The following is a 12545-nucleotide window of genomic DNA, read 5'->3' as shown; positions in this document are numbered from 1 at the left end:
ACCTACTAGACACCAATACCTGTATAGTGGAGTATTAAAGATGAATGAACAAGAAATGAAAGATAAAATTGCGAAATCTATCCAAAATTTAGCTGCGGGTGATGCAGCCCAGAAGCTAGAGCTATTATTCCAAACCCTAGGATATACGACGCAAAGAAAATTTGAGTTAGATAGCAATCACCCTGAAGATTTTATCGATACTTTTGGATTTGGGGAAATCAACCAGCAACGGGCGAGTTTATCTCAATGGAAGTCCGTTGATTTTTTGTTTCAACTGACTGAAGATGAGATTAAATCCAATGGTCAATTAGGATCTTTTAGTAACATAGATCAAAATTATCTGCAATCTTATATTTTCTTGGCGGTTGAGTTGCGCGAGAATGATTACACACGCAGTCAGCTATCGGATATTACTCGCGAAGTTAACCATCAATCTGATATTCCGATTATGGTTTTATTCCGACATGGTGAGTGTTTTACTTTGTCGATAATTAACCGCCGTCCTAATAAACGAGAAACTTCTAAGGATGTTTTAGAAAAAATCACTTTAATTAAAAATATTAATATTTTTCAGCCCCATCGCGCTCATATTGAAATACTTTTTGACCTTTCATTACCTCAGTTGTTTAAACAGTATCAATTTACCAATTTTGACCAATTGCATGATGCTTGGCAGAAAACTCTTGATACTTCTGAACTAAATAAACGGTTTTTTAAAGAAGTAGCTAACTGGTATTTTTGGGCAGTACAAAATGTTAGTTTTCCCGAAGGTGCGGGGGGAAATGTCGAGATTCGTAATGCTACTAGCGTTATTCGTTTAATTACGAGATTGATTTTTGTTTGGTTTCTGAAGGAAAAAGGGTTAGTACCAGATGATTTGTTTAACTATCAAAGGGTACAGCAATTAATCAAGTCCAATGAACCGACAGAAAGCACTTATTATAAAGCGATTCTGCAAAATTTATTCTTTGCAACGCTGAATCAGGAGATGAATACTCCTAGTAAACCTGATAATCGTAAGTTTAGAAATAAGGCGAAGCAAGCAGGGGGACGTGACCAAAATTACATGGTGCATAATGTCTATCGCTATGAGGATTATTTTCACGATTCCCCAGCGATACTCAGATTGTTTGATAATATTCCATTTCTGAATGGTGGTTTATTTGAATGTTTGGATAAACCCGATCAATATCAGCCTAAACAGATTGTCCGCATTGATGGTTTTTCGGAACGTCAGGATAATCGGCTAAATATTCCTAATTGTCTATTTTTTAGTGAATCTGAGCAACAAATTGATCTGAATGATGTTTACGGGACAAAAAACAAGCGCTATACGGTGCGAGGTTTAATTAATATTTTTCATAGTTATAAGTTTACTGTTACGGAAAATACGCCGATTGAGGAAGAAATTGCCCTTGATCCTGAGTTGTTAGGGAAGGTGTTTGAAAATTTACTCGCTGCTTATAACCCGGAAACGAATACAACTGCTAGGAAGCAAACCGGATCTTTTTATACGCCGCGTGAAATTGTTGATTACATGGTAGATGAGGCATTAATTGCTTGTTTGGAAGGTAAATTGACTTCACTCAGTGGAGAAAGAGAAGCGAATCAAAGGTTGCGCCATCTGTTTGCTTATAATAATCAGTCGCATCAGTTTACAGATACAGAAGTATCAGGATTAATAGAGGGGATTGATAATTTGAAAATTCTCGACCCGGCTTGCGGTTCGGGTGCTTTCCCGATGGGTATTTTGCATAAGTTGGTATATATTCTGAGTAAGCTTGACCCGCAAAATGGCAGATGGAAGGAAAAACAAATATCTAAGGCTAGTGAGATTCCTGATGGCACGATTCGAGAAAAGGTAATTGAGGATATTGAGCAAGCTTTTGAGCATAATGAGTTGGATTATGGACGGAAGTTATATTTAATTGAAAACTGCATTTATGGGGTAGATATTCAGCCGGTGGCTATCCAGATTTCTAAGTTAAGGTTTTTCATTTCGCTGATTGTTCACCAAAATATTGATGATTCTCAGGAAAATCGGGGTGTACGTCCTTTACCCAATTTGGAAACTAAGTTTGTGGCGGCTAATGCTTTGATTGGAATTAAAGGGGCTGCTGATTTTACTTTACGTGATCCTCGCATTGAACAAAAGGAAAAGGAATTAGCAGAGGTTCGCAAAAGTTATTTTATGGCTCGTACTCCTAAAACTAAGGCTAAGTATCGAGAATTAGATGATCAAGTTCGTCATCAGATTAGTGATATTCTTAAAAGTGGTGGGTTTCCGAGTGAAAGTGCGGAAAAGTTGGCTAATTGGAAGCCTTATGAGCAAAATGCTGTGGCTGATTTCTTTGATTCAGAATGGATGTTTGGGCTAGGTGATGGTTTTGATGTTTGTATTGGCAATCCGCCCTATGTGCGCCAAGAACAAATTAAAGAGTTTAAACCCATCTTTAAAAGTCAATATGATTGTTATACAGGTGTAGCTGATTTGTATGTTTATTTTTATGAGCAAGGGTTAAAGCTCCTGAAAAATCAAGGTATTCTCTGCTACATCTCCTCAAATAAATATTTTCGCTCTGGTTACGGGGAAAAGCTGCGTAAGTTTTTAGGTAATGAATCGACTATTCAGCAATTAATTGATTTTGGTGATGCACCGATTTTTACGGCTATTGCTTACCCTAGCATCATTATTGCTAGTAAAGAACAGCCTAAAAATCATCAAACTCGCGTTTTAAATTGGGAATTCGGGCAACCAGTCGATCAGTTTGCTTCAGTGTTTGAAAATCAGAGCTTTTTGATGGCACAAAAGGAGTTGACTGCTGATGGTTGGCGGCTAGAGTCGTCAACAGTTCTCAATTTGTTGGAAAAACTGCGAACAACTGGTACACCGCTAGGGGAATATGTGAATGGCAGATTTTATCGTGGCATTTTAACTGGCTTTAACGACGCATTTGTGGTGGATAGAGAAACGCGAGATAGGCTAATTACTGAACATCCATCATCGGCGGAAGTTCTCAAACCTTTTTTGCGCGGAAGGGATGTTAAAAGATGGCGTGTTGAATATCAAAACTTATGGTTGATTTTTACAAGACGAGGAATTGATATCAAGAAGTATCCAGCCATTGAAAATTACCTAAGCCAGTACCAAGAAAAGCTCACACCAGGTACAGGTAGAAAAGCAGGTACTTATAAATGGTACGAAATTCAGGATAACATTGCTTATTGGCAAGATTTTGAGCAGCCTAAAATTGTTTACCCAGATATTGCTATTCGTTGTGAATTTGCTTTTGATACTAATAGTTTTTACCCTGACTGTACCTTGTTTTTGATTCCAGCAGAGTCAAAATATTTACTAGGCTTTCTTAACTCTGGAATGATACAATTTTTTATCAATCAAATTTGTCCTGCTGTGCGTGGTGACTTTAAGCGTTTCAAATCTATCTATGTCTCTCAAATTTCTATCCCTACGACCACTGAACCACAGCGCAATGTTATTGAAACCCTAGTTAATTACATCATCTACCTTACCGCCGAACTCAAAGATATTCCTAGTCATGGTGAAAAGATGGTAGAAACAGCAGAAGACAAACTGATGCTGAGTTATTTTGAGCAAATTGTGGATGCACTGGTGATGGAGTTATATTTACCGGAAGAATTGCACAGCCATGACAAATACTTCATGAGTCATGTGTTATCGGAAAATCTTCCCGCTTTCGATACCGTCAAAGGTGATAAAATGCCAGCGCTGAGACAAATCTTTAAACGACTATTTAACTCAGAGCATCCGATTCGCGTTAATATTTATTTTTTGAAGAGTTTAGAAGTCGTGCGGATTATTAGAGGTTTAGGATGAGAATTATTAAAGTTGAGATTAAAAATTTTCGTGCTTTCTACAATCATCATATTGTCGAATTAGCAAAAGTTGGAGAACGTGGTAAACCAAACTTACTGATTTATGGTGAAAATGGTAGCGGTAAATCCTCCCTTTTATTAGCACTTCAGTATCTGCTTGAATCTGGAATTAATAATCTAGACTTTGAGCAATATAAAAATATATTTGCACCGGAAACTGACGAAGGCTATATCAAATTCTTTTTGCGACAAAACCTGAATACACCCCAAATTGTTCACGAGTGGTCATCTACCACCTGCACTACCAACGATCCAGACATAATTGCCGCATCTCAAGCTAAAGGTATCCTAGACTATAAACGTTTACTTGAAGTTCATTTTATCCATCACAGAGAGCCCGAAGTCAATATTTTTGAGTTATTAGTTCATAGCCTGTTAGGACAGTGTATTAATGACCTTCATCCCCTGCAAAGAACCTTTCCTGATAACTGGAGAGACTTACTAGCAATTGTTCCAAAACAAAAAAATCACAAGCGCAAAATTGCTATTTTTGAAGCCGAAAGCCAAATCTTTAATCAAGGACTACGCGCCAAGCTCAACGAGTTAGAGCAAAAAGCTACACAACTGATGGAATACTTTGGCTATAAAATTGTCATTTCTTTACATTTTCAAGGCATTACTTTTGATAACACAGCCAAATATAGAGACGACCAAAAAGAAAATTGTATTGACAATCGAAAGATTTTATTAAATATTAAGTTTCTAGACCGAGAAATATCTAGTCCACATCACTTCCTGAATGAAGCAAAACTCTCTGCTATTGCGATCGCGCTTTATTTTAGCTCTCTCCTCGTAGCACCGAAACCCCAACTCAAACTACTCGCCTTAGATGATATTTTTATTGGCTTAGATATGTCTAATCGTCTCCCCTTAATTGATATTATCAAAGATCAATTCAGCGAGTACCAAATATTTTTGATGACCTACGATCGGGAGTGGTATGAAATTCTTAAACAGAGATTTGATGGTAACAAATGGGTTTTTCAGGAACTTTATTGCGGAAAAATTACAGAGGATTTAGAAATTCCTGTCTGGAAGCAAGACACTGATTATTTAGACAAAGCTCAACAATATCTCACCCCGATTCCTCCTCAAGCTCCCGATCTCAAAGCATCCGCTGTATATTTGCGTACCGCCTTTGAAGTCATCCTCAAAAAATTCTGTGATAAGCATTACTTAAAGGTAAAATATCAAGAAGAGTCTAAAAAATTAACAACCGATGACTTTTGGCAACCACTTATCGCCTACAAAAAGGATGGAACTCTGTTTCTAAGTGCAACCTGTAAACAAAATATTGAATTATATCGTACATTAATTATGAATCCCCTAAATCATGCACAAATTAGCCAAACTTACGATCGCGAAATTCAAGAAGCAATTGATGCAGTAAAAACTCTCAAACATGAGTTGGGCATATGATATTAAACTAATACTGAGTGATATCGACAGAAAACCTCATGACCGAACTGTTAGATGAGGCGCGATAGATAGAAATCGCGACCCCGATCAAAAGCCAAGCTAAAACTTGCTTTGACAACGCTTGTAAGGCAGCCTTAGCTATTGAGGGGGCGCTCTACGTCCAAGGCTTTTTGGCCGTGCCCAAAGCGCCCTACAAGCCGATCGACAATCCGACTTTCAACTAAACCAAAAGGAGTCCCGCGCTCTACCTGTACCCAGGTGAGCGTCGGGAGGAATTTGCGTGAGCGAGGAGAGCCGCCCCGAACTAAACCGATGACTTTATGTGTCGGAAGGTTCGGGGCGGTCGATGAGCGAACAAATAATTTTTGCTACACCACTTGCTTTTGCCATCTTCACGAGATAGAATTTTGTCAGAGTTCGTGAAAGTAATGCCTCAAATAATCACCGCCAAGCTAAAACTAAACCTGAATGCCGAGCAAAAAGCTTTGGTATCTCAGACTACCTTGGCTTATCGCGATGCCTTGAATCATACTTCACAAGTTGCTTTTGATGCGAACAAAACCAGCAATGGTGCTAAGTTACAAAAGGCTGTCTACAATGAATTGCGAGTTCGATTTGGACTTGGCGCTCAGATGGCTTGCAATGTACCGAGACAAGTTTCGGCAACGTATAAAACTCTCTGGACTAAGGTAAAACAATCTAACGATGCTATCGCTAAAGGGTACACCAAGAAACGGTACAAAGGACTAGACCAACCCCCTAAGTATATCTCTCGAACCTGTACCTTGAATTATCAGCGTGACTACTCGTTTAAATCCGAGCAGAAGGTGAGTATTATTACCCTGACTGGTAGAATAGTAGTTTCGTATGATGGCTACAACAAGCATCTGGATTTGATTGCCAAGGGTTCCAAGTTTGGAGCAGCTAAAATTGTCTATCAGCGTTCCTCTAAGGTTTACTATTTGATGGTAAGTATTGAGGTAGAAACCCCTGAACTCGACCCACTGAAAATAACTAGAGTTTCTGGCGTTGACGTGGGGATGCGCTACTTAGCCGTAGAAACAGACTTACAAAACAAGTCTAATTTCTACTCAGGTTCAGAAGCTAGACATAAAGCCAACCGCTATCATAAAGCTAGACAAACTCTTCAGCGTAAAGACACTCGTTCGGCCAAGCGCAGACTAATTGCTTTGTCGGGAAGAGAAAGACGGTTGATCGCTGACGTGAACCACCAAATTAGCAAGGATATTGCCAAACCTAATACTTTGATTGGACTGGAAAACCTAACCGGAGTTCGGGATAGAATTAAGTCCAAGTCTGGTAAAAAGGCTAGCAAGAAACAGCGAAGAGCTAATCGAAATAAAGTTAAATGGTCGTTTGCCGAATTGCACGGCTATATTGACTACAAAGCTAATTTGAACGGCTCTTTAGCTACTAAAGTCCCAGCTCATTATACTTCGCAAAGCTGTCCAAAGTGCGGACACACATCAGCAGGCAATAGACCAAAAAAAGGGCTATTGTTTCGCTGTGAATGTTGCGGACACGAGCTTCATGCTGATTTGGTGGGTGCGCGAAATATTGCCATGAGAACGTTGCTTGTCCGGCAGGACTGGACGAGTACGGGGAGCTTGTCAGCATCCCCTAATGTGTCGGGCCGTGAAACTAAAGCTGAGATTCTGCAAAGATTCTCGGAATTGCGGTGGAGCTCAGATACAAGCCCACATCTCCGGCGGTACTCCGCTTGATGCTGGGTAGTTGACGCAGTATAAACGATCGCCCACTGCATCCCCAAATGATATGAAATCAGATCGATCGCCCACCAGCCCCTTCCGGGACACGGCTGTGATGCCGTGTCCTTACCCGTAACTTACCGGCGACAGCCTTCGGCGATCGCCCTTAACACCGCTAGCCGCACTTCTGGATGAAATTTCTCAAGCCCGTTAGCCCGAAAAATCCAGTGTCCGCCGCCCGCGTGCTCGATCGCAATTTTCTGACCGTCAGGCAAAACTATTTGCCACCAATTCAACACACTGGCTTTAATAAGGTGGCACTGAATTTCGTTCAGTTGAGCCTCCATTAATTTCAGTTGACGCATGATAGGATTTTGGGCAGATGACTTCATGATTTTTCTCATTAAATGAATTCGACTGTTTCTCGGCTTGGATTTCAGTTTGCCGATTTTTGAACTTAACTTCACCTTCCGAAGTTTTTGCCTTAACTTCCCTTTCCGAAGTTTTCGCCTTCACTTCCCTTTTACCACCTTTAGGCTCAACTTTCACTCCAAAACCTTTAGACTTAACTTTTCCTGGGGCAGAAGTTGCAGTCTGTTCCGTGGCCGGCTTCTTAAACTCCGCGTCTAATTGGTCTAAAATCTCCTCTTGTTCGGGAGTATGTTCCGCTGGCTGGTCTGAATTTCTGGGATTGTATTCGCCAACCAACCTTGCCAAAAATTCCGAAATTGACAGTCCGGCTGCGGCTGCTTTTTTCGTTAAAAGGGCGTAGGTGTCGGTTTTTATGCGAATTTGTTTGAGCCGCAGGTTGGGATTGTTGTCAACGGTTTCGGCAATAGTTACTGCGGTAATCCTTTCTTTGGGTATGACATCGACAACTTCTTGCCACTTTTCCTGTAAACGACAGTCGCCATATTGGTCGGTAATTGCGTGTTTGAACAAAGGAACAACTTGAGCAACGCAGCTAGGCAAAATCTCAAATCCTGCTTTAATTAAGCGCAGGCAAATGCTCGCAGCTTTGATAATTTGTGTGCAGTAAAAATACTGCCTACCTAATGCTTGTTCGCAGTAACTTTTAAAAGTTTTGAACTTGTCTTTGTACAATCGCAGCTTTCGGATGGCGTCCAGCATGATTCCTTGACGCACGTAGTCTAGGAATCCCCTTTTAATTTCGCCTGTCAGGTAGTCTAAATCGTGAAAGGGAGATTGATTCTGGATTTCTTCTTCAAAGTCTAGCAGCGGGCCTGCAAAGTGAAAGTTGGAGGCGACATCGCCTAGGTAGAAGTTGTCAATTGATGGGGGCATGATCTGGAATGGTTCGAGAAATGGCACGATAGCACGGAAGTTGTGCGATCGCAAAGTTGAAGTTTTGGTCTGGATCTTTGATACAATTTTGAGTTGGGCACTCTTGTGAGGTCGATCGACCTTTTACATGGCACCACCTCAAGGCGGTTATTCAAAACTGTAGGTTTTGGCTGTTCGCCCTGACCGGCCAGCTTTTGTTCTGTCACTTGTATCTCATTATGAGATGTCGATTTAAATTTGTCAAGTATGACATCTCAATTTGAGATTTATGTTACAATGTCATCAAGAAAAGAACGAAGACAGGAGGGCAATTCACCATTGGAAGCCCTAAGAATCAACAAAACAGACTTATCACAAGATGAGTTTGCTTTTAGATGCGGGATTCCCCGGGCCACGTATCATAGATGGATATCTGGAGCCACAGAACCAAAATTTTCTCTCTTTCAGTTGAAAGCTATTTGCCGAGAACTAAAAATAGAAAAAATCGATGAACTTCCAGAGAGCTTTGGGCCGAATTAGCAATTAAATTAAACCAACAGTTAAAAAATTATTACTGCTGATACAATTTTGAGTTGGGCTGTCCTGTGAGGTCGATCGACCTTTTACATAGCACCACCTCCTCGGCGTTGAGAAAAAAGGGGCTTGAGGTATGCGCCCAACCCCCAAAAAAACGCTTGGGTATGCAAGCACAATTGATAGACACGAAAAATAAGGCAGTTCTTCAAACCTGCATTTTGACCTTGGAGGCTCGCCCGGTTGCCTTTGTTTTGCCTATCTACTAGCAGTTTAGTGCCATAAGTCAAATTTGTCAAGCACTATTATGCTAGCAACTAACTGCTACAATTGATGGAAGCTAAAGATCAAGAAACCATAACCTTGAAAAACCTTAGAGAAAGTGCAAATTTGACCCAACCCGAACTTAGTCGTCGAATGGGGGTAGGAATTCGCATTATTGGCGATTGGGAACGAGGAGAATCAATTCCTCGCTTCGATCGCGTCATTGCTCTGGCGCGCGAGCTAGGCGTACCTCTAAAAACACTTGCTAGATGTATGGGATTAGACGTAGCCAAAATTCCCGATGACCTACAAGCATTAAGTGTACTTCATCTTTCGGAGGAGGTCAAGAACCTAGAGGTTGTGAAACAAGCTTCATGTATTGTGGCAGAAAATTCGCAAGAAAAGGAAAAGTCTCCATTGAGACTACTCAGAGAACAAGCTGGGCTAACCCGCCCTCAAGTCAAACAACATATCGGCGTTTCTGAGCGGATGCAAGCTGACTGGGAATCAGGAAAGTCGATGCCAACGGTTGAAAACGTAGCTGCACTGGCTAACCTGTACCAGGTTTCTCTAAAAACTATGTTTGAGCTTTTAGGATTAGACGTAACTAAAATTCCCGATGACTTACCAAGTCGTGAGCCCTCATCGAACGATAACTAACAAGCACAGCTAAATCATGGTGTTGACATTTGATACAATTTTGAGTCAGGCTGTGAGGTCGATCGACCTTTTACATGGCATCACCTCCTCGGCGTTGAGAAAAAAGGGGCTTGAGGTATGCGCCCAACCCCCGAAAATACGCTTGGGTATGCAGGCATAATTGATAGACACAACAAATAAGGCGGTTCTTCAAACCTGCATTTTGACCTTGGAGGCTCGTTGAGCGGCCTTTGTTTTGCCTACCAACATGAAGTTTACGTCTTATGCAAGCCTTTGTCAAGACGTTTACATCATGAATATTTCGTCCTATGATAGAAGAAGATTTACAAGAAAAGGAGAAGTCTCCATTGAGACTACTCAGAGAACAAGCTGGACTAACACGCCCTCAAGTCAAAGAAAAAATCGGAATTTCCGAGCGAAGACAAGCTGACTGGGAATTAGGCAAGGCTCTACCTAACGCTGAAAACATACTTGCTATGGCTAACCTGTACCAGGTTTCTCTAAAAACTATGTTTGAGCTTTTAGGATTAGATGTAACCAAAATTCCCGATGACTTACCAAGTCGTGAGCCCTCGCCGAACGACAACTAACCCGCAGGGGTTCGGAAATGTCTAGGGAAAAGGGTTTGAGTCATGCACCCAAGCCCGGAAAATACTAAGGGTATGCAGGCATAATGGGTAGAAACAACAAATAAGGCAGCTCGCTAAACCAAAGCGTTTCCACCGTCCGGCTAAAGCAGCCGCCTTTGTGTTGTCTCTATCTTTAACAAGGATACTTGTAAACTTCCGGGTTGTCAACAAGTCTGCTTGTAAATTTCCTATGATATGCCCAGAAAGAAACAAACTCAAGAGTCAAAAGATATACCAGCACTGCAAATCTTGCGGGAAGCTGCTGGTTTATCGCAATCGGCTTTAGCAAAGCAAATTCCCGACAAAACGGGCGCAAAAACCCTAAGCCAACAAGCAATCAGTAACTGGGAGCGAGGACTAGACCAACCAGAACTGACCATTGCTCAAATGAAAGCCCTTTGCAAAGCTCTCGGAAAAACGCTTAACGATTTGCCTAACGACTTAGGCCCACCAAATCCCGACTGAGAACTTTTGTTGCTTAGTTCTAATTAGACAAACCTAAAAAAGCAGATTAGATGCCCGACTTCTTGAAGAATTCGGGCATCTAACAAGCAAGTTATAAAAAGGATATTAAAGTAGGATTTGGTATTACTTACGGAGAACAGAAGTGATAATCACCGTGATAGTGGCGCTTGCAATCAAAGTGAAAGCAAGTTGCACAACCCATTGGGTAGCTTTCTGGTAGTTATCGAATTTGTCATTGAATCTGTCTGTTTTGTCATTAGTTTTCTCAACATCAGTTGATAATTTCTCAACTTCTGCCGATAGCTTGTCGAGCTTTTCAATAACATCGGCTAGCGTCGGCTCGTTACTTGTAGTAGTTGTCATTGTTGTTTCCTAAAACTAACAATCATCACCTAAAATTATATCCTAATTTTAATAGGAATTGATATTATAGCCATCCTAAATCATTTGTGAATTTCTTACTCCCTCCCCTTGATAAGGGGAGGGTTGGGGTGGGGTCAAAAATTTACGACTCCTGCAAGGATTGCTATATCAATCACTCCGTAATTTTCCCTCTCAGAGCTTTAATCTGCCCTCGCTTGGTTTTGCTGTCGAGACGCTTGCGCTGGGAACTACGAGTTGCTTTGCTGGGTTTGCGCCTTTTCGGTATGACGATCGCACTTTTAATCAGTTCTTGCAGCCGTCTCAAAGCCTCTTCCCGGTTTTGTTCCTGGCTGCGGTGTTCCTGAGCTTTGATGACAATCACACCTTCGGAGGTGATGCGCTGGTCGTTGATTTGCAACAAACGCTGCTTGTAGCGATCGGGCAATGAGGAAGCTGGGATATCAAAGCGCAAGTGAATCGCACTCGCCACCTTATTTACATTTTGCCCCCCCGCGCCTTGAGAGCGAATCGCACTAATCTCGATTTCGCCATCAGGAATGAACACAGTATTAGAAATTTGTAACATGATGAATAAGTGAAATTAAAGATACTGAGAAAGCAGTGCATCTTTTATATATAACTTACTTTGGTAGATAAGTTATTTACTACAATTATTAGCTATCAGGATGAATTCGATGAGTCTTTTTCTATCCCATAACTCTACTTGGTTAGATTCAGCAAGGTTGTAAGCATTTTTTGTAAATCTGTTGTTGGTGATTACTAGGGCTTTATTTCCTTTGTAATATCTGACCGCTCCTGCTACTTCTTGAACTGCTTTAATACCAACTGGTCTTTTGGTTCTTTTTGCTTGAACCACAGTTTTTGAGCCATCTTTGTACAAAATTAGATCGGCTCCATAATCTTGACTATGTTTAGTTAAATTAACAATATAACCACAGTTTATAAAATGGAAAGCTAGAAAGTTTTCAAACTCTTTGCCAGTCATTTCATCCACTTCCAGAATACCACTGTCTGATAAACATTTTCTTGGCTCTTCTTCTTTCCATGTATCTACCCATTCCCAAATCATATTTACCGCAGCGAAAACGATAGCGGCTACTAATATAAAATCTAACATAAGATTATATTTAGTTTAAAGAAGTATTTACGAGCGTACCAGATTTAGTCAGTATAGTTATCTACCCATATCACAAGCACATTGTGATCTTAATTACTGATTATCTACGCCGAAAACCCGGAATTTATGAGAATTGATAATAGG

12 protein-coding genes are annotated in these 12545 nt (G+C 40.8%); 7 read left to right on the top strand and 5 right to left on the bottom strand.

Annotated elements, in window-relative coordinates; translation table 11 throughout:
* Positions 1 to 40: 40 nt before the first annotated feature.
* The 3 genes from QUB10_RS09205 to QUB10_RS09195 all read left to right on the top strand — a co-directional run bounded on the left by QUB10_RS09205 (position 41) and on the right by QUB10_RS09195 (position 7079).
* Positions 41 to 3856 (top strand): Eco57I restriction-modification methylase domain-containing protein, encoded by a 3816-nt coding sequence (locus QUB10_RS09205; RefSeq protein WP_333201445.1) that lies wholly within the window; start codon positions 41 to 43, stop codon positions 3854 to 3856.
* On the top strand, positions 3853 to 5334 hold the full coding sequence (locus QUB10_RS09200; protein WP_333201443.1) for an AAA family ATPase: 1482 nt from the start codon (positions 3853 to 3855) through the stop codon (positions 5332 to 5334). Before QUB10_RS09205 ends, QUB10_RS09200 begins: the two co-directional genes overlap by 4 nt.
* Positions 5335 to 5762: 428 nt before the next feature.
* Positions 5763 to 7079: a transposase gene (locus QUB10_RS09195; protein ID WP_333201441.1), complete on the top strand. Its 1317-nt coding sequence runs from the start codon at positions 5763 to 5765 to the stop codon at positions 7077 to 7079.
* Positions 7080 to 7201: 122 nt separating this feature from the next.
* Here the strand turns inward: QUB10_RS09195 and QUB10_RS09190 are convergent, their stop codons facing one another.
* Entirely contained in the window at positions 7202 to 7360 is a 159-nt protein-coding gene (locus QUB10_RS09190) for a hypothetical protein (protein WP_333145087.1), read from the bottom strand.
* A 10-nt stretch (positions 7361 to 7370) separates the two neighbouring features.
* Positions 7371 to 8369, bottom strand: a complete 999-nt coding sequence (locus QUB10_RS09185; RefSeq protein WP_333201438.1) for a hypothetical protein — start codon at positions 8367 to 8369, stop codon at positions 7371 to 7373.
* Between the two features lie 246 nt (positions 8370 to 8615).
* Here QUB10_RS09185 and QUB10_RS09180 point away from each other — a divergent pair, with 246 nt between their 5' ends.
* The 4 genes from QUB10_RS09180 (at position 8616) to QUB10_RS09165 (ending at position 10900) form a co-directional block, all read left to right on the top strand.
* A complete protein-coding gene (locus QUB10_RS09180) occupies positions 8616 to 8888 on the top strand; it encodes a helix-turn-helix transcriptional regulator (RefSeq protein WP_333038831.1) in 273 nt (90 codons plus the stop codon).
* Positions 8889 to 9215: 327 nt separating this feature from the next.
* Positions 9216 to 9806: a helix-turn-helix transcriptional regulator gene (locus QUB10_RS09175; protein WP_333151447.1), complete on the top strand. Its 591-nt coding sequence runs from the start codon at positions 9216 to 9218 to the stop codon at positions 9804 to 9806.
* A 308-nt stretch (positions 9807 to 10114) separates the two neighbouring features.
* Positions 10115 to 10396: a helix-turn-helix transcriptional regulator gene (locus QUB10_RS09170; RefSeq protein ID WP_333102662.1), complete on the top strand. Its 282-nt coding sequence runs from the start codon at positions 10115 to 10117 to the stop codon at positions 10394 to 10396.
* A gap of 234 nt (positions 10397 to 10630) precedes the next feature.
* Positions 10631 to 10900 (top strand): helix-turn-helix domain-containing protein, encoded by a 270-nt coding sequence (locus tag QUB10_RS09165; protein ID WP_190732409.1) that lies wholly within the window; start codon positions 10631 to 10633, stop codon positions 10898 to 10900.
* Positions 10901 to 11023: 123 nt separating this feature from the next.
* On the opposite strand, the gene QUB10_RS09160 is transcribed toward QUB10_RS09165, so the two are convergent.
* From QUB10_RS09160 to QUB10_RS09150, 3 genes are all read right to left on the bottom strand, one after another.
* The gene (locus tag QUB10_RS09160) at positions 11024 to 11263 is read right to left on the bottom strand and encodes a hypothetical protein (RefSeq protein WP_333201435.1); all 240 of its coding nucleotides are present in this window, start codon (positions 11261 to 11263) and stop codon (positions 11024 to 11026) included.
* 172 nt (positions 11264 to 11435) lie between these two features.
* Entirely contained in the window at positions 11436 to 11849 is a 414-nt protein-coding gene (gene arfB / locus QUB10_RS09155) for an alternative ribosome rescue aminoacyl-tRNA hydrolase ArfB (RefSeq protein ID WP_333201433.1), read from the bottom strand.
* Between the two features lie 72 nt (positions 11850 to 11921).
* Positions 11922 to 12401, bottom strand: coding sequence for a restriction endonuclease (locus tag QUB10_RS09150; protein ID WP_333201431.1), 480 nt, complete (start codon positions 12399 to 12401; stop codon positions 11922 to 11924).
* Positions 12402 to 12545 lie beyond the last annotated feature (144 nt).

Origin of the sequence: Microcoleus sp. B5-D4, from assembly GCF_036705145.1 — a bacterium.
In the GTDB taxonomy this organism is placed as follows: Bacteria; Cyanobacteriota; Cyanobacteriia; order Cyanobacteriales; family Microcoleaceae; genus Microcoleus.
This window is presented reverse-complemented; position numbering and strand designations above follow the sequence as displayed.